This is a genomic window from Streptomyces sp. NPDC041191 (genome assembly GCF_055591945.1).
On record NZ_JBVIZC010000011.1, the window covers coordinates 56,337 to 76,892 of the forward strand.

Genomic DNA, 20,556 nt, shown 5'->3' on the forward strand with positions numbered 1-20,556 from the left:
GTCCTCCCGGACACCGCCCTGGCCCTCCCGGACACCGCCCCGGGGCCCGATCGCACGGACCGGGCCCCGGAGGCGGGTCAGAAGAGGGACGTGAAGGTGTTCCAGCCGCCGGTGCCGATGAGGACGCGGCCCCCGTAGGGGGTGGCGGCGGAGCCGGTGGAGTAGTAGGCGTAGAGCTTGCCCGTGGTGTCGCGGGCGACCAGGTCCGCGCGGCCGTCGCCGTTCAGGTCGCCGGTCCCGGCCAGGGCCGAGTAGACGCCCCAGCCGCCGCCGACCTTCGTCCGGGCCGTCACGCCGCCGGTCGCCGTGCCGTGGTACTTCCAGAGCACGCCCGAGGCGTCCACGCCGAGCAGGTCGCCCCGCCCGTCGCCGTTCAGGTCACCGACACCCACGAGCTTCGTGTACAGCTTCCAGTTGGTCCCGATCCGCACGCGGGCCTTCAGCCGGTGGTCGGCCGTGCCCCCGTAGAAGTACACGTCTCCCGTGGACGTCTGGCGGACCACCAGGTCCGTGCGTCCGTCCCCGTCCAGGTCCCCCGGCGAGGTCAGCGCGTCGTACTGTCCCCAGCCCGCGCCGAGCTCCGTGTACGGCGAGGAGGCGGAGACGACCTTGTCGCAGCCCGGCCGGTAGGCGCGCAGCCGGTCGCCCACGCGGGCGAGCACGTCCGCGCACCCGTCGCCGTCCACGTCGCCGTACGGCACCAGGACGGTCGCGGCGGGGAACGCGGTGCCCGTGCCGGCGACCCGCGCCGACAGACCGCCGGTCCCGTTGCCCCGGTACATCGACACCAGGCCCGCCGCGTCCGAGACCAGCAGGTCACCGAGGCCGTCGTTCCCGGCCAGGTCCCGCCACACGGGCGTGCCGCCGGTGGCCGTGATCGTTCCCGAGGCCGTCAGGTCCCGGCCCAGACCGTCCGCCGCGCCCGCCGTCAGCTCCCAGACGTACCGGCCGTTCGGCACGGTCCTGCCCGCCGCCGTCCGTCCGTCCCAGGCCACGTCGATCCGGTTCCGGGTCTCGTCGGCCCCGAACTCGCGGACCGTCGCGCCGCTGTACCGCTCGCGGATCGTGAGCCGCCAGATCGCCGCCGGCTTGGAGAGCGTCCAGGACGCCTTCCAGCCGTCCTGCGGACGCATCGCCGCCGGCGCGCTCGCCGAGGCGACGGTGAGGTCGGAGGTGGGCACGCCCGGCCACACCACGTGGGTGAGGTGGTCGGGGTCCTTGTACGCGACGCCGCCGCCGAAGCGGTCCACCGTCCAGGACGTGCGGCGGCTGTCGCCCGACACGACCTGGGAGGAGCCGGGGAGCGGGCGGGCCGGGGCCGCCGTGCCCGTGTGGAAGTCGACGAGGTCGAGGTGGGACCCGTACGAGGTGCTCTGCTGCACGAGGTAGCCGTCGCCGAGCAGGGCGCCTGAGAGGGGGCCCTTGTCCAGCTTGACCGGCACGCCCGTGTTCAGGTCGACCACGCCCTGCTGGAGGAACTGGGAGCAGGCCCAGTACAGCCAGTGGCCGGTCACCTGGAGTTCCGTCGCCCGGCATTCGGCGCCGGTGGCGACCTTGGCGAGCGCCTTGCCGGTGGCCAGGTCGGTGCGGACGACCTCGCCGGGAACGGCCGTGGCCTCGTACAGGGTGTCGCCCCACAGGGCGGCCGCCGTCTGGGAGGTCCGGGTGACGACGGTGGTCCCGGCGTCCAGGTCGAGGACGAGCATCGCGCCGGACGTGATCTGGCCGGGGGCGCTCGTACGGCCCTCGTGGAAGACGGCCCAGCGGCCGGCGGCGTCGGCGATCCGGCCCTCGAACCTCCTGGTGGGGATGCGGACCTCCCGGCCGGAGGAGGCGCGGGCGACGACCTCCTTCCGGGCGTCGGCGCCTCCCGCGACGTAGACCGTGCGGCCGTCGCCGGTGGCGAAGAGCGGGGTGGGGTTGTTCCCCAGGTAGCCCCGCTCGGCACCGGCCCACACGGGCTCCGGGGACCCGGTGCGCACGGGGCCGACCGGCAGCGTCCGGCCGTACAGGCCGAGCCCCTTGGAGGTGTTCGTCTCCAGGGTGGAGAGGTGGCCCCCGCCCAGGGCCAGCGAGTCGACGGTGGCCGGCAGCGGTTCGATCCGGCGCAGCTTCTCCAGGACCGGGGCGCCGTCGCCCTTGCCCGGGAGCACCTTGAGGAGCGCCCAGTCGGCGGACGAGGAGCCGCCGGCGACGGCCACGCCGCCGCCGGGTATCTGGTTCAGCTCCTCCTCGGCCATGTCCAGGAGGTGCTGCGCGCGCCCGTCGGGGTGCAGCGCGACGAGCTTCCGCCGCAGGACGGAGCCCGTGCCGGAGAAGTCGCCCAGGGCGAGGACCCAGTCGCCCACGAGGCCGATGCGCTCGGTGCCCAGGCCCTCGGGCAGCGGGAAGGTCCGCTCGGCGCCGGTCGGGTCGGAGCGGTCCCTCAGGTGCACCGTGCGGTTCCGGTCCACCCAGGCGAGCCGTTCGGGGCTCAGGGTCACGGGCCCGACCGGTTCGAGGGCGTGCGCGACGGGCGTCTGGATCACGGTCATCCGGCCGGTACGCAGGTCGACGAGGCCGAGGTCGGAGTAGCCGTAGCCGACCGACTCGGGGAAGCGGGCGAACTGGAACACGGCGGTGGAGGCGTCGCCGGCCGTGATCCGCGCCTGGTCCAGGTCGGCCTGCTCGGGCCAGCCCGTGACGGGCGTGCGGGCCCCGTCCGGGTCGTCGGCGCGCGTCAGGTAGTACCCGACCGGCCGGTCCGGGTCCGTCGCGGAGGGGCCCTCCCGGAAGAGCAGCGTCTCGCCGAACAGCCCGAGGTAAGCCGCGCCCTGCGGCACCACGAACGGCCGCTCGGTACCGGTCTCCAGGTCGTGCAGGGCGTGGAGGCCGACGCCGGGCTGGACGTACAGGTGGCGCCCGCCGGTGCCCGACTGCGCGAAGGGCAGGGCTCCCTTGCCGTACCCCAGGGAGAAGCTCTTCGCGGGGTCGGTGAAGTCCGTCCACTCCAACTCCCCGCCGTACGACCGGTGGGGGTCCTCCGTCTCGTGCGCGTAGCCCGTGGGGCCGACCGCGGCGACGGCCACCTGCCGGGGCACGGCCCGCCAGTTGGGCGCGACGTCCATCCGGTCGGCGTCCGCCGCGGGTGCCGCCTGCGCGGTCGTGACGGGATGGAGGACCACGCCGGACGCGAGGAGCGCGGTGGCGAGGACGGTGATACGCGCACGGGTGTGTCGCGCGCGTGCGGAACGAGGCAAAGAGGTCCCTCCCCGGGGCAGCCTGATGTGTGGTGCGTGTTTCGGGTGCGGGGGCGGGTGTCCGCCGGGCTCCCGGCCCGCGCTCCCCGCCCGCATCGACCGGCTGAGCGTAGCCGGTCGCACAGGGATGCGAAACGGGGGGCGGCGCAGGAGCGGAAGCGGTACGGGACAGGGGGCGGCGCAGGAGCGGAAGCGGTACGGGACGGGGGCCGGGGCCGGTACGGAGGGGATTCCGCCCCGTACCGGCCCCGGCCTCCGGTTCCGGCCCCGGACGTCGGCCCCGGACCCGGTCGTCGGGGACGGTGCCGACCGTCGATTCCGGTTCCGGTTCCGGTTCCGGGGCCGGCTCCGGACGTCAGCGCCGGAACCGGAACCGGCCGTCAGGACAGCGTCTTGTACATCTGCCAGCCGCCGCCGATCTGCGTCCGGCCCGCGAAGACGCCCGTACCGGTGCCCTCGTACCGCCACAGCACACCGGTCGTGTCCCGGGCCACCAGGTCCGCCCTGCCGTCGCCGGTGAAGTCGCCGACGCCCGCGAGCGCGTCGTAGACCTGCCAGCCGCCGCCGATCCTCACCCGGCCGGACAGCGTGCCCTCGCCCGTGCCGTAGTAGCGCCACAGCACGCCTGCCGTGTCCCGGGCGAGCAGGTCACCGACCTTGTCACCGTTCAGGTCGCCGACGCCGGTGATCGTGTTGAAGATCTCCCAGCCGCCGCCGACCCGCACCCGCGAACCGAACTTGCCCGTGCCGTCGTCCGCGTACAGGTACAGCTCGCCGCCCGGCGTGCGCGCGAGGAGGTCCGTCCGGCCGTCGCCCGTCAGGTCGCCCGGCGCGGTGAGGGTGTTGTACATGTTCCAGCCGCCGCCGAGCACCAGCCGCGTCCCGCCCGGCGCGAACGCCTTGCCGCAGCCGCCGTCGTACCGGGTCAGGATGCCGGCGGCGTCCCTCACCAGGAGGTCGTTGCAGCGGTCGCCCGACAGGTCCCCGAACGGCACCACCGTCGAGGTCACGGGCCAGCCCGCCGCCGAGGCGCCCGTGCCGAGCCCCCCGGTCCCCGTGCCGGTCCGCACGGTCAGCGTCCCGTTCGGGGCGAGGGCGAGCAGGTCACCCCTGCCGTCGTCGCTGACGTCGCGCCAGGCGGGCAGCGGCTTCGGGGGGTCGACCGGGGCGGGCGCGGTGGTCGCCGCGCGCAGCTGGTCGAGCTCCCCGGCCGTCTGCTGCCACACGGCGACGGGCCGCCCGGCCGCGTCGGCGGTCACCTGACCGAGGGCGTATCCCTCGGTGTTGGTGCTCAGCGGCGTCGGGGCGTCGGACCAGGCGCCGTTCACCCGGGAGGACGCCATCACCTTCCGGTTGTCGCCGATGTTCTGCGTCCAGATCGCGTGGACGCCGCCGTCCGGGCCGACCGCCAGGTCGAACTGGTCGTCCGGGACGTAGCCCGTGGAGAGGGTCTTCACGGGGGACCAGGTCCCGGTCGCGGCGGACCGGGTGACGGTCCGGGCGGCGAACCCGTCGCTCTCCCCGGGCGTGACGCTGAGCAGGGTGACGTCGCCCTCGGGTCCGACGACGACCTGCCGCCAGGTTCCGGATTCGAAGCCGCCGGCCGGCTCCTCGGCGCTCCAGACCGTGCTTCCGGCCGGGCGCTGGGAGAACACCTGGGTCGTCTCCGAGCTGTTGGCGGTGTCGCTGTTCGACCAGACCAGCACGGCACGCCCGTCCCTGCCGAGCGCGAGGGACGGGCTGCTCGCGTGGACGCCCGGCTTCGAGACGGTGACCGGAGTGGTCCAGACCGTGCCGTCCGCGGGCAGTTCGGCGATCTTCACCTCGCTCTTCTCGGCGCCGTACTGGCCGAAGGCCACGGTCGCCGCGCCCTGCTCCGAGACGACCAGCTCCGCCGCGGAGACCAGTTCGATGTCCGGCAGGTCGTCGCTCAGCCGGGCCGGCTCGGACCATGCCTGGCCGGGCGCCGTACGGACCGACACGTAGAGGGCGCTCGTACGTCCCGACGCGTTGCTCCACACCGCGACCAGCCTGCCGGACGGGGAGCCGGCGATCTTGACGTGACGGGCGCCCCCGGTGGGGACGTCGGCGGCTGCGGACCAGGTCGTGGCACCCGCTTCGAGCACGGACATCCGGAACGTCCCCGTGTCGGACCACTCGGCCCCTTCCGACCACCCCGCGACGACGGCGCCGTCCGCGGAGACGGACAGCCCGGTGCCCTGGGGGTATCCGGCCGTCGTGGCGAGGAGCTGCGGCGCTCCCCAGACCGTGCTGCCCGCCGGGCGCACCAGAGCCCTCAGTTCGTGCGTCTTGCGGTCGGCGCCCACGCGGTAGGCGAGGGCGACGACCGCGCCGTCCTTCGCGGTCACGAGGTCGAGCACGCCCTCGTCCGCCGTGCCGTCCGACAGCGCCGTGGACGCCGCCCACGGATCGGGGGCCGCGAGGGCGGCGGCGGTGACGCCGGCCGGGGCGGCGAAGGCGGAGGGGGCGGCGGTCGCCGCGACGCCGACGCCGACGACGGGTATGAGCGCGGCGCCGAGTACGCGGCGAAGGGTGGCCCTCCGGGGCCGAACGTGGTGGTTCACGTCGTCTCCATGCATGAGATGGGCGCACGGAGAGGACGCGGCACCCCGTGCCGCGGTCGACGACGCCCGTTCGCGTGCCCCGTCCTTGCCGAACCCCCCGTGCAAGTAGGGCGAGGCTAACAGCCCCGGCGGACGGAAGAAAGAGGTTTTCGAACACGTTCAAAGAGACCGGACCGCTCCGCCCGGAGGGGCACGGCCCGTCCCGCGCAAAGGGACAGGGCCCGTACGGCACCGGAGTGCTCGTACGGGCCCTGCCTCAGGATCCCGCGTGTACCTCTGCGCGAGGTCGCGCGAGGTCAGCCGTTGCGCTTCCAGCGCGGCTTGTCGTCGCGGCGGCCGAAGGAGCCACCGGTCGAACCGGTCGAGCCGGTGCCGCGGTGGTCGTCGCGGCGGCCGTACGGGCGGTCGCCGCCCGAGCGGAAGCCGCCGGCCGGACGGTCGTCACGGCGGTCGCGGTTGAACGGACGGTCGCTGCCCCGGTGACCGCCGGAGGGGCGGTCGTCACGGCGCTCGAAGGGACGGCCACCGCGGTCGCCGTCACGGTTGAAACCACCCGAGGGACGGTCGTCACGACGGAAACCGCCGGACGGACGGTCGTTGTCACGACGCTCGAACGGGCGACCACCACGGTCACCGTCACGGTTGAAACCACCCGAAGGACGGTCGTCACGACGGAAACCACCGGACGGACGGTCGTTGTCACGACGGAAGCCGCCACGGTCACCACCGCGGTCGCCGCCGCGGAAACCGCCGCGGTCGCCCCGGTCGTCACGGGGGGAACCGCCCCGGTCGCGGCGCTCGAAGTTGCCGCGCTCGTCACGGAAGGACGGACGCTCCTCGCGGCGCTGCTCCTCCGCGCGCGCGGCACGCTCGGCCTCGGCGGCGGCGGCCGCGACCTCGGCCTCGGCGGCCTCGGTCACCTCGGCCACGGCCGTCTCCGGGTCCTCGCCGCGCTCGCGGGCGGCGCGGGCCACCAGGCGGTCGGCCTCCTCGCGGAGTTCGACGGCCCGGCGCTGCAGGCGCTCCAGCTGCTTGGTGAGCTCGACGACCTCGCGCTCGGCCTGCTTGGCGGAGTTGTTCGCGGAGTCGGCCTGGACCTCGGTCAGCGAACGGGCGCCGGTGATCTCGGCGACCTCCGGGTCGAACGCGCCGGCCCCGCCGACGATGTGGCGCGTGGCGTCGACGCCCGCGTCCTCCATCAGCCGGAAGATCTGGCGGCGCTGGTGCGGCAGGGCCAGGGAGACCACGACACCGGAGCGGCCGGCACGGGCGGTGCGGCCCGAGCGGTGCAGGTAGTCCTTGTGGTCGCCGGCCGGGTCCACGTTCAGGACCAGGTCGATGCCGTCGACGTGGATGCCGCGGGCGGCGACGTCGGTCGCGACCAGCGCGTTGACGTAGCCCTTCTTGAAGTCCTCCAGGACGCGGGTGCGGGCGCCCTGGGTCATGCCGCCGTGCAGCGCGTCGGCCTTCACACCGGCGTCGCAGAGCTGCTCGGCGATGCGGTCGGCGCCGAGCTGGGTGCGGACGAAGATGATCGTGCGGCCCTTGCGGGCGGCGATCGCGGCCGTGACCGGGGCCTTGTCCTTCGGCTTCACGACGAGGACGTGGTGGGTCATGGTCGTGACGTTGCCCTGCGCGCTGTCGACCTCGTGCGTGACGGGGTCGGTCAGGTAGCGCTTGACCAGGGTGCCGATCTCGTTCTCCATGGTGGCGGAGAAGAGCATGCGCTGGCCGCCGCCGGGGATCTGGTCGAGCAGCTCGGTGACCTCGGGCAGGAAGCCCAGGTCGGCCATCTGGTCGGCCTCGTCGAGGACGGCGATCTTGACCTGCTCCAGGGAGCAGGCGCCGCGGTTGATGATGTCGCGCAGACGGCCCGGGGTGGCGACGAGGACGTCGACGCCGCGCTCCAGGGCGTAGATCTGGTTGCCCATGGACGTACCGCCGCAGACGACCTTCATCTTGAGGCCGAGCACGTCGCCGTAGGGCTGGAGGGCGTCCGCGACCTGCATCGCGAGCTCACGCGTCGGCGTGAGGATGATGCCGCGGGGCTTCTTCTTCTCGGTGTGGCCGTCGGCCAGACCGGCGAGCAGCGGCAGACCGAAGGAGAGGGTCTTGCCGGAGCCGGTACGGCCGCGGCCGAGGATGTCCTTGCCGGCCAGGGCGTCCGGGATGGTCGCCGCCTGGATCGGGAAGGGGGAGGTCACGCCGTTCTGCGCGAGCTTGCGGACGACGCCCTCCGGGAGACCGAGGTCCCCGAAGGTGATCGTGGGCTCGGCGGGCTCCTCGGCGGAGTCCTCGTCCGGGGCGCCGTCCTCGAGGAGGGCCTCGGCCTCGGCCTCGATCGCGTCGGTCTCGACGGCCTCTACGGCTTCGGCGATCTCGGAGGCCGCTGCGGCCTCGACGATCTCGTCGTTCTCGGGCATGACGGCGTGGTCAGAACTGAAAATGGACATGCGAAATGCGAAACCTTCCGGAGTCTCGGCACGCGCCCGTCAACTCCGTGTTTTTCGCAAAACGACCGCCTCGATGCGGTCCAGCCACGGCTAGGGAGAGTACGCGCCACACGGCGCTCTTCTGTGTCGGCGCCGGGCAATGGGATCAAGCGATCTACTACCATACGCACCCTCCCCCACCTATGGCAAACCGGACTCCTTCACACCGGTCCCACCTGCGGATACGTCATCGTTCCCGGGGGTACGCCGATCCCCTCCGCCCTCCGCAGGGCGCCCATCTGGGTGTCCGGTCCGGGGCTGGGCGGGTCGGTCGGCCGGGAGGTCGGTTCGGACGTCGGCTCCGGCGTCGGGGGCGGCGGCTCCTGCGTGGGCTCGACGGGCGGCGCGGTCGGCTCCGGGGCCGGCGTGCCCCCGCCGTCGCCCGCTCCGCCGGTCCCGCCTCCCCCGCCGGTCACGGCGCCGCCACCGGTCCCGCCCCCGGTCCCGCCGCTGCCGCCCGGCCCGCCGGCCGTGTGGCCGCCCCCGGCCGGCCGCGACGCCGCCGCACCACCGGACGGGACGGCGCCGGGCGACGGCGCGCTCGGCGCGGGGGACGCCGTGCCGGACGCGGACGGGCCGCTCGGCACCGGGGCCGACCTGCCCGCGCCGGCCGGCTCCGGTCCGCCCGCGTCCGGCCGGCCGTTGCGGTGCCCGCCGCCCCCGCCCGGCAGCCCGGTGCCGCCGGCGTCGGTCTCGGCCGCCACGCCCCGCTTCCCCCCGGACGCGCCGGGCCCCGGCTCCGTCCCCTCGTCGCTCACGCTCATGCAGCCGCTCAGACCGGCACAGGCGGCGGCGGCCAGCGCGGCGGCGGCCCATCTCACCGGGGTGGGCAAATGGCGCACGGGGGCACCTCCAGGACACAGCGGGCAGGAACGGAACGCGTCGCCCTGCCCAACTCCCCGGACACCACGGGGGACACGGGCCGCCGCGCACGGGACACGGCCCCGCGCCCCGCCCGACCGCGCCCCGCGCCCGCCGCCCCGGGCCCACCCCGGACCGCGCCCGCGCCCGTCGGGCGTCAGCCGTACCCCAGCGCGTGCAGCCGCTCGTCGTCGATGCCGAAGTGGTGGGCGATCTCGTGCACCACCGTGATCTCGGTCTCCGCGACCACGTCCTCGCGCGACGCGCACATGCGCAGCGTCGGGCCCCGGTAGACCGTGATCCGGTCCGGAAGGACGCCGGCGTACCACTCGCCCCGCTCGGTCAGCGGCGTCCCCTCGTACAGCCCGAGCAGCTCGGGGTCGTCGGAGGGGGGCTCGTCCTCCACGAACACGGCGACGTTGTCCATCAGCCGCGTCAGCTCGGGCGGAATGCGGTCCAGGGCCTCGGCGACAAGCTCCTCGAACTCCTCGCGCGTCATCTCCAGCACCCGCCCATTCTCCCCCGCCGGGAAACCGTTTTGGCGATAGCGGTCGGCATCCCATATGCTTCTCACGTCCCCGACGCACTGGGAAGTGCGCAGGTGAGCCTCTAGCCCTCATCGTCTAGTGGCCCAGGACGTCGCCCTTTCAAGGCGGTAGCACGGGTTCGAATCCCGTTGGGGGCACGCATGACCGTGTGCGAGACTAGTGATCGCGCACAAGCTTGGCTCTGTGGAGCAGTTGGTTAGCTCGCCACCCTGTCAAGGTGGAGGTCGCGGGTTCAAGTCCCGTCAGAGTCGCTGAAGCTGGAGACGGCTTCGTGGCTGGGTAGCTCAGTTGGTACGAGCGATCGCCTGAAAAGCGATAGGTCGCCGGTTCGACCCCGGCCCCAGCCACAAACAGAAGGCCCCGTTCGAAAGAACGGGGCCTTCGTCGTTCCCGGAACCGGAGCGCCGGAACCGGAGCGCCGGAACCGGAGCGCCAGGGCCGGAGACGTCCGTACGGGGAGGAGGCGGCGCCCCCTCCCCGTACCGTCAGACCTCCTCGCGTTCCCCCGAACGGCTCCCCCGCCTCGCCCGCAGCGCGAGCACCAGTGCCACCACGGCCACCACCGCGACGAGCAGCGCCCAGTCCGGGACCGCCCGGCCCAGCGAGGCCACCCGCTGCTCCACCGCGAACGAGTCGTCCACCGACAACGGACCCGGCAGCGCGGTCGTCCCGTCGAAGACCAGGAAGAGCGTCCCGAGGGCCACGAAGAACAGGCCCGAGAGCAGCGACGTCGAGTGGAGCCGGAGGGGGCCCACCCGGAGCGGCCGGCCGCGCAGCCAGGACCGCCGGCCCAGGTCGTACCGCTCCCAGAGCAGCGCCAGGACGAACAGCGGCACCGCCATCCCCAGCGCGTACACCGCGAGGAGCAGCCCCCCGTACACCGGGCTGCCGCCCAGCGCCGCCACCGTCAGGACGCTGCCGAGGATCGGGCCCGCGCAGAAGCCCGCGAGGCCGTAGACCAGGCCCAGGGCGTACACGGAGAACGCCGACACGGGCCGGATGCGGCCGCTCGCCTCCGCGATCCGGCGGGAGGCGAAGCCCAGCCCGAGGATCTGGAGGACGCCGAGCCCGACGATCAGCAGGCCCCCGGCCGTGACGAGCAGGTCCCGGTGGCCGTAGAAGAACCGGCCCGCCAGCGAACCGGCCGCCCCGAGCGGGACGAGGGTGGTCGCCAGGCCCGCGTAGAGGACGCCGGTCCTGGCGACCAGCTTCGCGCGCGTGTCGATCGAGTACGCGAAGAAGGCGGGCAGCAGCAGCGCGCTGCAGGGGCTGAGCAGGGCGAGCAGCCCGCCGAGGAAGGCGGCGAAGTACCCGATCCCGGAGGTCACCGTCCGCTCCCGGAGGGCCGCGCGGACTTCTCCGCGCCCTTCGCCCTCGCCGCGGCCTCGATCGCCTCCGTGAAGGTCCCCAGCGACTGCGCGCCCGCGATCGGACGGCCGTTGACCAGGAAGGACGGGGTGGAGGTGGCGCCGAGCGCGTACCCCTCCTCCTGGTCCTTCCGCACGGCCGCGCGGGCCGCCTCCCCCTCGCTGTCGCGCGCGAACCGGGCCGCGTCGGGGACGCCCGCCTCCTTCGCGAGGGCGGCGAGCCGGTCCCCGCCGAACCCCTTCTCCTTGGCGCCCTCCGCGTAGGCCGCCTTGTGGAACTCCCAGAAACGGCCCTGCTGTCCGGCCGCCCAGGAGGCGCGGGCGACGGCCTCCGACTCCTCCCCGAAGATCGGGAAGTTCCGCCACTCGATGCGCAGGGTGCCGTTCCCGACGTACTTCTCCACCAGGGCCGGTTCGGTGTCCCGGGCGAACTTCCCGCAGTAGCCGCACTTGAAGTCGGCGTACTCGACGAGCACCACGGGCGCGTCGGCCCGGCCCAGGGCGAGCTTGTCGGAGGCGTCGCGGCGGGCGTACGCCTCCAGTCGCGCGTACACGCCGGCGGACGGGTCGGCGGAGACCTCCGCGACGGCGGCCGCACCGGAGGCGCCGGGGGCCGCGGGCTTGGTGGCGGTGTAGGAGACGACGCCGAGCAGCACGGCGGCGGTCGCCACTCCGGCGACGATCGCGACGGGCCGGGACCTGGAGGAGGAGGAAGAAGAAGAGGCAGGCATGCGGAAGCGCTCCCGAGGAGAAGGGGAAGGACAGGACGGCGGAGGACGGCCGTCCGTCTACACCCTCAGGACCGACAGCTCCACGGGCGACGGCGGTACGCGCGCGGGGGGTTCCCGCCCCGGCATCGGCCGGGCGCCGGCCGCCGCGTCCACGGGCCGGACGCCGCACGGCACGCGGTCGGCGGCGAGGGCGGGCAGCAGCTCCGCGAAGCCGTGCGCGCGCGGCGGCACGAGGGGCTCGTCCGTCCCCCCGGCGGAACGGCCCGGATCGCAGCCGGGCACGGGGGCGCCCGGGGCGGAGACGACGGCGACGGCGACGGCGTCCCCGGCGTGCGGGGCCCCGGCGGGCTCCGTCCGCGCGAACGCCCCGCACGCGAGCAGTCCCAGCACCAGCCCCAGGAGCGCGGCGAACGCCGCCGGCGCGCGGGTGGTGCGGAACATGCAGAACTCTCCGGTCCGGTCGACGTGCCCGAAATAGTACGCACTCCGCCCGGCCGGCCCCGGCACCGCGCGTCCCGGCCCCTCCCCGGCCGGCCCCCGCCGGACCTCCGGGACGTGCCCCTCGTAAATCGGTTCGCCGCTTCTCGGCCGCAGGTGCGATCCTGGATTCCGTATGTCTACTTCCTTCGCCGCCCTCCAGTCCGTCCTGGCCGGGGTCTCGCTGCGGGACTCCCACCGGCTCGGCCGCCGTCTCGAAGGCGCCCGCCGCATCCGCAAGCCCGAGGCCCGCGCGGCCGTCCTGGACGAGATCGCCGCCGAGGCGGCCAAGGCCAAGGAGCGCGTCGACGCGCGCGCCGCCCGCGTGCCCGCCGTCACCTACCCCGAACAGCTCCCCGTCTCGCAGAAGAAGGACGAGATCCTGGAGGCGATACGCGACCACCAGGTCGTGATCGTCGCCGGTGAGACGGGCTCCGGGAAGACCACCCAGATCCCCAAGATCTGCCTGGAGCTGGGCCGGGGCGTCCGGGGCATGATCGGGCACACCCAGCCCCGCCGGATCGCCGCCCGCACCGTCGCCGAGCGCGTCGCCGAGGAGCTGAGGACCCCGCTGGGCGAGGCCGTCGGCTGGAAGGTCCGCTTCACCGACCAGGTGAACCCCGAGGCGACCTTCGTGAAGCTGATGACCGACGGCATCCTGCTCGCGGAGATCCAGACGGACCGCGAGCTGCGCGCCTACGACACGATCATCATCGACGAGGCCCACGAGCGGTCCCTCAACATCGACTTCCTGCTCGGCTACCTGGCCCAGCTGCTCCCCAGGCGCCCCGACCTCAAGGTCGTGATCACCTCCGCGACCATCGACCCCGAGCGCTTCTCCCGGCACTTCGGGGACGCCCCGATCGTGGAGGTCAGCGGGCGCACGTACCCCGTCGAGGTCCGCTACCGCCCCCTCCTCGAAGAGGACTCCGAGGACTCCGACCGCGACCAGATCACCGCGATCTGCGACGCCGTCGACGAGCTCCAGGCCGAGGGGCCCGGCGACATCCTGGTCTTCCTCTCCGGCGAGCGCGAGATCCGCGACACGGCGGACGCGCTGCTGAAGCGGAACCTGCGGAACACCGAGGTGCTCCCCCTCTACGCGCGCCTCTCGCACGCCGAACAGCACCGGGTGTTCCAGGCGCACTCCGGGCGCCGGATCGTCCTCGCGACGAACGTCGCCGAGACCTCCCTGACCGTCCCCGGCATCAAGTACGTCATCGACCCGGGCACCGCCCGCATCTCCCGCTACTCGCACCGGACCAAGGTGCAGCGGCTGCCGATCGAGCCCATCAGCCAGGCCAGCGCCAACCAGCGCAAGGGCCGCTGCGGCCGTACGTCCGACGGCATCTGCGTCCGGCTGTACTCGGAGGACGACTTCCTCTCGCGGCCCGAGTTCACGGACGCCGAGATCCTCCGCACGAACCTGGCCTCCGTCATCCTCCAGATGACCGCCGCCGGCCTCGGCGACATCGAGAAGTTCCCCTTCATCGACCCGCCGGACCACCGCAACATCCGGGACGGCGTGCAGCTCCTCCACGAACTGGGCGCGATCGACCCGGCCGAGAAGGACCCGAGGAAGCGGCTGACGGAACAGGGCCGCAAGCTCTCCCAGCTGCCCGTGGACCCGAGGCTCGCCCGCATGGTCCTGGAGGCCGACCGGAACGGCTGCGCCCGCGAGGTCATGGTCATCGCGGCGGCGCTCTCCATCCAGGACCCGCGCGAACGGCCCTCGGAGAAGCAGGCGCAGGCCGACCAGCAGCACGCCCGGTTCAAGGACGAGACCAGCGACTTCCTCGCCTTCCTGAACCTGTGGCGGTACGTCCGCGAGCAGCAGAAGGAGCGCGGCTCGTCCTCGTTCCGCCGGATGTGCAAGCAGGAGTACCTGAACTTCCTCCGCATCCGCGAGTGGCAGGACATCTACACCCAGCTGCGGACGGTCGCCCGGCAGATGGGCATCCACCCCAACGAAGAAGACGCGCCCGAACAGTCCGTGCACGTCTCCCTGCTCGCCGGTCTCCTCTCGCACATCGGCCTGAAGGACGTGAAGGAGTCCAAGGACGGGGCGAAGGAGGGCGGGCGCCGGGAGGGCGGCCGCGGCGAGTACCTGGGCGCGCGGAACGCCAAGTTCGCGATCTTCCCCGGCTCCGCGCTCTTCAAGAAGCCCCCGCGCTTCGTCATGTCCGCCGAGCTGGTGGAGACCTCGCGGCTGTGGGCCCGGGTCAACGCCCGGATCGAGCCCGAGTGGATCGAGCCGCTCGCCCAGCACCTGGTGAAGAAGACGTACAGCGAGCCGCACTGGGAGAAGGACCAGGCGGCCGTCATGGCGTTCGAGAAGGTGACGCTGTACGGCGTCCCGATCGTCGCCGACCGCAAGGTGAACTACGGGCGGATCGACCCGGAGGTCTCCCGGGAGCTGTTCATCAGGAACGCGCTGGTCGAGGGCGACTGGCGCACCCACCACAAGTTCTTCGCGGACAACCGCAGGCTCCTCACGGAGGTCGAGGAGCTGGAGCACCGCGCCCGCCGCCGGGACATCCTGGTGGACGACGAGACGCTCTTCGACTTCTACGACAAGCGCGTCCCCGAACACGTCGTCTCCGGGGCCCACTTCGACTCCTGGTGGAAGCACAAGCTCCGCGAAGGAGGCGCTGCGGCGGAGTTCCTCGACTTCGAGCGCGAGATGCTCATCAACGAGAAGGCGGGGGCCGTCACCAAGGACGACTACCCGGACTCGTGGCGGCAGGGCGCGCTCAAGTTCCGGGTGACGTACCAGTTCGAGCCGGGCGCGGACGCGGACGGCGTGACCGTCCACATCCCGCTCCAGGTGCTCAACCAGGTGACGGACGAGGGCTTCGAGTGGCAGATCCCGGGACTGCGGACGGAGGTCGTCACGGAGCTGATCCGCTCCCTGCCGAAGCCGATCCGCCGCCACTACGTCCCGGCGCCGAACTTCGCGACCCGCTTCCTCGACTCCGTGGTCCCCGTCCAGGAGCCGCTGACGGGCGCGCTCGCCCGGGAGCTCCACCGGATGGTCGGCGTCCCGGTCACGGCCGAGGACTTCGACTGGGCGAAGGTGCCCGAGCACCTCAAGGTGACCTTCCGGATCGTGGACGAGCGGCGCCGGAAGCTGGCCGAGGACAAGGACCTGGAGGCGCTGCGCCTGAAGCTGCGCCCCAAGGCCCGTCAGGCGCTCTCCCAGGCCGCCGCGGCGGCGACGGGCGGCCCGGACGGCTCCGGGCCCTCCCTGGAGCGCACGGGCCTCAAGGACTGGACGATCGGGACGCTGACGAAGGTCTTCGAGACCAAGCGGGCCGGCCAGCCGGTGAAGGCGTTCCCGGCGCTGGTCGACGAGGGCGACTCGGTGGCCGTGCGGCTCTTCGACTCGGAGGCCGAGCAGGCGCTCGCGATGTGGCGGGGCACCCGGAAGCTGATCATGCTGAACATCCCGGTGAACCCGGCGAAGTTCGCCTCGGACAAGCTGACCAACCAGCAGAAGCTGGCCCTGTCCTCGAACCCGCACGGCTCGATCCAGGCCCTCTTCGAGGACTGCGCGACCGCCGCCGCCGACAAGCTGATCGCGGACCACGGCGGCCCCGTGTGGGACGAGGCGTCCTTCCGGAAGCTGTACGACGGGGTCCGCGCGGACCTCGTGGACACGACGGTGCGGACGGTGGGCCAGGTCCAGCAGATCCTGGCGGCCTGGCACGCCTGCGAGCGGCGCCTGAAGGCCACGACCAGCCCGGCCCTGCTGCCGAACCTCCGGGACGTGCGGGAGCAGCTGGACCGGCTGGTGCCGGCCGGCTTCGTCACCCGCACCGGCCTGAAGCGGCTCCCGGACCTGATGCGCTACCTGGTGGCGGTGGACCGGCGGCTCCAGCAGATGCCGACCGGGGTCCAGCGGGACACCACCCGGATGGAGAAGGTCCGGGAGATGCAGGACGAGTACGCCTGGCTGCTCGAACAGCTCCCGAAGGGCCGGCCGGTGCCGTCCTCGGTCACCGACATCCGCTGGATGATCGAGGAGCTGCGGGTGAGCTACTTCGCGCACGCCCTGGGGACGGCGTACCCGGTGTCGGACAAGCGGATCGTGAAGGCGATCGACGCGGCGGTGCCGTAGCGGGGCCCGCGCGGTCGGGTCCGCGAGGGCCCGCACGGGTCCGCGCGGATCCGTAGCCGGGCCCTCGCCGTGGGTGAGTTCGACCGCACCCGCTGACCTGCTGTACAGTCTTCTTCGCAGCCGCTTTACAGAGGCTGCGACCAAGGTCCTGTGGAGCAGTTGGTTAGCTCGCCACCCTGTCAAGGTGGAGGTCGCGGGTTCAAGTCCCGTCAGGATCGCCGTACCGAAGGCCCGCATCGTGAGATGCGGGCCTTCGTTGTGTCCCGGTGTCTTGACGGGAGCCCGCGCCCGCCGGTACTCCGGTCTTCCAGGGAATCGGGGGACCCGACCGGAGGTGGTCGCGCATGGCCGCGGCGTCCGCAGCACGACACGACACACGAGCGCTCCTGCGCGCCCACCTGGCGGCCGCGTCGCGGTACGGGCACCTCACGCGGCGCTGCACGGTCTGCCACCGCCTCCTGAGGCTCGCCATGGAGGCCGCCGAGCCCGCCGACCCCGGGGAACCCGCGGCACCCGGGGAACCCTCGGGCACTGCGGGGACCGCGGAGCCGGGGAAGCCGGGGGAGCCCGGAGAGTTCAGAGAGGCCGGGGAACCCGGAGGACCCGGGGGGACCCCGGCGCCCGGGAAGCCCACCGACCCGTGACCGAAGGGGCGTTGGGCGCCGGGCGGGAGGGAGCCGGCCGTCCGTTGGCAAGTGTTCGCGCCTGTGACGGGTGTCACTGAAAGCGTTTCAGAAACCGCTTCACTTACACCCTCCCTACACCAGTCCGATTTAATATGTGCAATTGCACGTCGGAACCGGGCGCGGCGCCGGACACAAAAAGATCGCGCTGGACCCGGCGGAGTCCAGCGCGATCGTACGACGAGGGCCTGTTGGGGCAGGCGCACGCCGGCAGAGCTAGGGGTGGGCGACCGGATTGGGGGGTCCGGACGGGCCCGGTACTACGGGGTACTGCGGGGTGTCACGCGACCTCAGGCCTCGCTGCGCTGCTGCGGAATGCCCGCCAGCAGCGCGCGGACCTCGGCCTCGCGGTACCGGCGGTGCCCACCCAGGGTGCGGATGGACGTGAGCTTGCCCGCCTTGGCCCAACGGGTCACCGTCTTCGGGTCCACACGGAACATCGTGGCAACCTCGGCAGGGGTCAGCAGCGGCTCGGCATCAGGGGTGCGAGCGGTCATGAGCGGCCTCCTCGGGAGAACCGAACCATCTCGGTTCTTTCCTCTAAATTCTGCACCTTGACCCGCGTTGCCCGAAATGGCAGAAGCGGGCCGAGTCGGTTATAGGACGAACGGCTTGTCCTCGGCACTACAACTACACCATCCGTCCAGCCACGTCGGCCAAACCGATGGAATTGCCCTCGCAGGTGTTCATCAGCGGCGGAAGTCGATGGACCATGCCATAACGGACAGTCACGCGCCTGTGACGATCAGTCACAGGCGCGATCAGGAGTCCTCAGACCCCCCATAGAGTGCAATGCTGAGCGTTCCGCCCATACTTGGGCGGAAGGAACCCTCCCCGGACTCCTTGTCCTATTTTGGCACGAGGATGGGGGATCGGCGCAAGGGTGCATTACGTGCTGTCCGTCACGCTTGAGCCAAAGGCCCGGATCGGGACCAACGTCCCCACCGGACGGGAGCCGGAGGACCCGGGCCGGAGGAAGCGGACGCGGAGGGACCCGGAGCCGTCGGCTCCGGAGACCTCGAAGATCATTTACCCCGGTCGGACATGTCTTGTCGATACCGACCTGACGAAGATGCCCGACTGATGTCACTTCGCGCTCCGCGCGCCCCTGACCACGGCCCCGGGACGGACCGGGACCCGGGCCGCGGGCCGTACCGTCCGGGATCCCGGCCCGTACCGTCCCCGGGCCGCCCCGGAGCCCGCCCCCTCCCGGTCAGTTCGCGAACCGCAGGTCCCCGACCGCCCGCCAGCGCTCGGCGAGCCGCCCGTACACCTCGCCCGCCGCCTCGCCGTCCCCCGCCCGCAGCGCGGCGATCCCCTCGGCCAGCTGGGCCGCCGACCGCTCCTCCGCCAGCCACTCGGCCGTGGCCGCGTGCACGAGGCCCCCGAAGTCCAGCTCCACCAGGGACCTCGGGTGGAACTCCTCCAGCCAGCGCCCCACCTCGACCAGACCCTCCGTCATGGGACCTTCGTCGATCGACTCCCGCAGCGTCCGGAGCGCCCGCGCGAGCCGGCGCCGCGCCTGCGCCATCGTCGTCCGGTACCGCAGCACCGGCGCCCGGCCCGGCCCCCCGTCCGCCGGCTCCCCCGGCTCGTACCGCCGGTCCTCGTCCCCGAAGAGCGCGAACCAGCGCAACGGCACCTGCCAGACCGCCGTCCGGATCCACGGCCGCGCGTCCGGGTTCCGCGCCCGCCACCGCTCGTGGTCCGCCGCCACCTGCGCGCGCACCACCGGCGGGAGCATCGCGTCGAGCACCGGCTCCGGGTACCCCTCCGCCTCCAGCTCCTCCAGGGCCAGCCAGCCGCGCAGCCGGGTCCGCCACGGGCAGATCACCACCGCCCCGTCCAGGTGCGCGACGAACGCCTCCCCGCTCTCGTGCACCGGGACGGGCACCGGGGGCACCGGCAGCAGGTCCGCGAGCGACCGGCGCAGCTCCTCCTGCGCCCCCGGGGTGCGGGGCCGCCGCGCGTACCGGGACCAGTGGGTCCGCTCCGGCTCGGGGAACGCGGCCAGCGGTTCGTACACCCGCAGATAGGACGCGTAGGGAACGGGGACCGGGGAGGGGACCGACATGCCGCGAATCCTTCCACGGCGGTACCCCCCGAGGGGGTGATCCCGCGCACTACGGCTGATCTACGCCCTGGTAGCGCTTACCCTCGTGCCGAACCGGTCCCTCCCCCACCCACAGGGAGGGCCACAACCGCCGCTTCCTACCCGGGAGTCACCACCGTGACCGATGTGACCGGCGTTCCTGTCGACCCCGCCGACGTGCTGCAGACCCTGTTCCGTTCGGAGCGGGGCGGCCATGAGCAGGTCGTGCTCTGCCAGGACCGTGCCACCGGCCTGAAGGCCGTCATCGCCCTCCACTCCACCACCCTGGGCCCCGCCCTCGGCGGCACCCGCTTCCACCCGTACGCCACCGAGGCGGAGGCGGTCGCCGACGCGCTCAACCTGGCACGCGGCATGTCGTACAAGAACGCCCTGGCCGGTCTCGACCACGGGGGCGGCAAGGCCGTCATCATCGGCGACCCGGAGCAGATCAAGACGGAGGAACTCCTCCTCGCCTACGGGCGTTTCGTCGCCTCCCTCGGCGGCCGGTACGTCACGGCCTGCGACGTCGGCACCTACGTCGCCGACATGGACGTCGTCGCCCGCGAGAACGCGTGGACCACCGGCCGCTCCCCCGAGAACGGCGGCGCCGGCGACTCCTCCGTCCTCACCGCCTTCGGCGTCTTCCAGGGCATGCGCGCCTCCGCGCAGTTCCTGTGGGGCGACCCCACCCTGCGCGGCCGCCGGATCGGCGTCGCGGGCGTCGGCAAGGTCGGCCACCACCTCGTCGGGCACCTCCTGGAGGACGGCGCCGAGGTGTACGTCACCGACGTGCGCGAGGAGTCGGTGCGCCGGATCACCGACCGGCACCCGGAGGTGAAGGCGGTCGCCGACACCGACGCGCTGATCCGCGTCGAGGGCCTGGACGTCTACGCGCCCTGCGCGCTCGGCGGCGCCCTGAACGACGACACCGTGCCGGTCCTCACCGCGAAGATCGTCTGCGGCGCGGCCAACAACCAGCTCGCCCACCTCGGCGTCGAGAAGGACCTGGAGGACCGCGGCATCCTCTACGCGCCCGACTACGTGGTCAACGCCGGCGGCGTGATCCAGGTCGCGGACGAGCTGCACGGCTTCGACTTCGAGCGGTGCAGGGCGAAGGCGGCGAAGATCTTCGACACCACGCTCTCGATCTTCGCGCGTGCGAAGGAGGACGGGATCCCGCCGGCCGCGGCGGCCGACCGGATCGCGGAGCAGCGGATGGCGGAGGCGCGGCGCGGCTGAACCGCGCCCCGGCCGCGTCCGGTCCCGGCCCGCCGCCGGGGGGTCCGGGGGAGACTTCCCTCACCCCCCTCGGCGGGTCGGACCCCCGGAAGAGGTTAAAATCGCGACTGACCAGCGAGGAA

Annotated in this window: 13 protein-coding genes and 4 tRNA genes; 7 read left to right on the forward strand and 10 right to left on the reverse strand. The window is 73.1% G+C overall.

Annotation, left to right across the window (positions count from 1 at the left end; translation table 11 throughout):
• Positions 1-77: 77 nt before the first annotated feature.
• From ACZ6AQ_RS22045 to ACZ6AQ_RS22065, 5 genes are all read right to left on the reverse strand, one after another.
• A complete protein-coding gene (locus tag ACZ6AQ_RS22045) occupies positions 78-3,239 on the reverse strand; it encodes an FG-GAP-like repeat-containing protein (protein WP_468761583.1) in 3,162 nt (1,053 codons plus the stop codon).
• Positions 3,240-3,619: 380 nt separating this feature from the next.
• The gene (locus ACZ6AQ_RS22050; protein WP_468761585.1) at positions 3,620-5,824 is read right to left on the reverse strand and encodes an FG-GAP-like repeat-containing protein; all 2,205 of its coding nucleotides are present in this window, start codon (positions 5,822-5,824) and stop codon (positions 3,620-3,622) included.
• Positions 5,825-6,120: 296 nt separating this feature from the next.
• Positions 6,121-8,277 carry a DEAD/DEAH box helicase gene (locus ACZ6AQ_RS22055; RefSeq protein ID WP_468761587.1) on the reverse strand — a complete coding sequence of 719 codons (2,157 nt, stop codon included), beginning with the start codon at positions 8,275-8,277 and terminating at the stop codon, positions 6,121-6,123.
• Between the two features lie 200 nt (positions 8,278-8,477).
• Positions 8,478-9,158 (reverse strand): hypothetical protein, encoded by a 681-nt coding sequence (locus ACZ6AQ_RS22060; RefSeq protein ID WP_468761589.1) that lies wholly within the window; start codon positions 9,156-9,158, stop codon positions 8,478-8,480.
• Between the two features lie 176 nt (positions 9,159-9,334).
• Positions 9,335-9,685 carry a metallopeptidase family protein gene (locus tag ACZ6AQ_RS22065; protein WP_467388292.1) on the reverse strand — a complete coding sequence of 117 codons (351 nt, stop codon included), beginning with the start codon at positions 9,683-9,685 and terminating at the stop codon, positions 9,335-9,337.
• Positions 9,686-9,789: 104 nt separating this feature from the next.
• Between ACZ6AQ_RS22065 and ACZ6AQ_RS22070 the strand changes: the two genes are divergently transcribed.
• The 3 genes from ACZ6AQ_RS22070 to ACZ6AQ_RS22080 all read left to right on the forward strand — a co-directional run bounded on the left by ACZ6AQ_RS22070 (position 9,790) and on the right by ACZ6AQ_RS22080 (position 10,072).
• Positions 9,790-9,862, forward strand: a tRNA-Glu gene (locus ACZ6AQ_RS22070).
• A gap of 40 nt (positions 9,863-9,902) precedes the next feature.
• A tRNA-Asp gene (locus ACZ6AQ_RS22075) sits at positions 9,903-9,976 on the forward strand.
• Positions 9,977-9,998: 22 nt separating this feature from the next.
• Positions 9,999-10,072: transfer RNA gene (locus ACZ6AQ_RS22080), tRNA-Phe, on the forward strand.
• A gap of 138 nt (positions 10,073-10,210) precedes the next feature.
• Here the strand turns inward: ACZ6AQ_RS22080 and ACZ6AQ_RS22085 are convergent.
• From ACZ6AQ_RS22085 to ACZ6AQ_RS22095, 3 genes are read right to left on the reverse strand one after another with little or no spacing between them, the layout of a single operon-like run.
• Positions 10,211-11,053 (reverse strand): cytochrome c biogenesis CcdA family protein, encoded by an 843-nt coding sequence (locus ACZ6AQ_RS22085; RefSeq protein WP_468761591.1) that lies wholly within the window; start codon positions 11,051-11,053, stop codon positions 10,211-10,213.
• Entirely contained in the window at positions 11,050-11,823 is a 774-nt protein-coding gene (locus ACZ6AQ_RS22090) for a DsbA family protein (RefSeq protein ID WP_468761593.1), read from the reverse strand. The genes ACZ6AQ_RS22085 and ACZ6AQ_RS22090 overlap by 4 nt, the downstream gene beginning before the upstream one ends.
• A 57-nt stretch (positions 11,824-11,880) precedes the next feature.
• The gene (locus tag ACZ6AQ_RS22095) at positions 11,881-12,264 is read right to left on the reverse strand and encodes a hypothetical protein (protein WP_468761594.1); all 384 of its coding nucleotides are present in this window, start codon (positions 12,262-12,264) and stop codon (positions 11,881-11,883) included.
• A 172-nt stretch (positions 12,265-12,436) separates the two neighbouring features.
• Between ACZ6AQ_RS22095 and hrpA the strand changes: the two genes are divergently transcribed.
• The 3 genes from hrpA to ACZ6AQ_RS22110 all read left to right on the forward strand — a co-directional run bounded on the left by hrpA (position 12,437) and on the right by ACZ6AQ_RS22110 (position 17,064).
• A complete protein-coding gene (hrpA, locus tag ACZ6AQ_RS22100) occupies positions 12,437-16,420 on the forward strand; it encodes an ATP-dependent RNA helicase HrpA (protein WP_468761596.1) in 3,984 nt (1,327 codons plus the stop codon).
• Positions 16,421-16,564: 144 nt separating this feature from the next.
• A tRNA-Asp gene (locus ACZ6AQ_RS22105) sits at positions 16,565-16,638 on the forward strand.
• 126 nt (positions 16,639-16,764) lie between these two features.
• Positions 16,765-17,064: a DUF6274 family protein gene (locus ACZ6AQ_RS22110; protein WP_468761598.1), complete on the forward strand. Its 300-nt coding sequence runs from the start codon at positions 16,765-16,767 to the stop codon at positions 17,062-17,064.
• Positions 17,065-17,393: 329 nt separating this feature from the next.
• On the opposite strand, the gene bldC is transcribed toward ACZ6AQ_RS22110, so the two are convergent.
• Both bldC and ACZ6AQ_RS22120 read right to left on the reverse strand, forming a co-directional pair.
• Positions 17,394-17,600, reverse strand: coding sequence for a developmental transcriptional regulator BldC (gene bldC / locus ACZ6AQ_RS22115; protein WP_003949541.1), 207 nt, complete (start codon positions 17,598-17,600; stop codon positions 17,394-17,396).
• A 716-nt stretch (positions 17,601-18,316) separates the two neighbouring features.
• A complete protein-coding gene (locus ACZ6AQ_RS22120) occupies positions 18,317-19,177 on the reverse strand; it encodes a DUF8083 family protein (protein WP_388690055.1) in 861 nt (286 codons plus the stop codon).
• A gap of 156 nt (positions 19,178-19,333) precedes the next feature.
• Between ACZ6AQ_RS22120 and ACZ6AQ_RS22125 the strand changes: the two genes are divergently transcribed.
• On the forward strand, positions 19,334-20,434 hold the full coding sequence (locus ACZ6AQ_RS22125; protein WP_468761600.1) for a Leu/Phe/Val dehydrogenase: 1,101 nt from the start codon (positions 19,334-19,336) through the stop codon (positions 20,432-20,434).
• Positions 20,435-20,556 lie beyond the last annotated feature (122 nt).

Coding starts and splice junctions, on each gene's coding strand:
- ACZ6AQ_RS22110 (WP_468761598.1), top strand. CDS start 16,765: ATGGCCGCGGCGTCCGCAGCACGACACGACACACGAGCGCTCCTGCGC.
- ACZ6AQ_RS22055 (WP_468761587.1), bottom strand. CDS start 8,277: ATGTCCATTTTCAGTTCTGACCACGCCGTCATGCCCGAGAACGACGAG.
- ACZ6AQ_RS22090 (WP_468761593.1), bottom strand. CDS start 11,823: ATGCCTGCCTCTTCTTCTTCCTCCTCCTCCAGGTCCCGGCCCGTCGCG.
- hrpA (WP_468761596.1), top strand. CDS start 12,437: ATGTCTACTTCCTTCGCCGCCCTCCAGTCCGTCCTGGCCGGGGTCTCG.
- ACZ6AQ_RS22120 (WP_388690055.1), bottom strand. CDS start 19,177: ATGTCGGTCCCCTCCCCGGTCCCCGTTCCCTACGCGTCCTATCTGCGG.
- bldC (WP_003949541.1), bottom strand. CDS start 17,600: ATGACCGCTCGCACCCCTGATGCCGAGCCGCTGCTGACCCCTGCCGAG.
- ACZ6AQ_RS22095 (WP_468761594.1), bottom strand. CDS start 12,264: ATGTTCCGCACCACCCGCGCGCCGGCGGCGTTCGCCGCGCTCCTGGGG.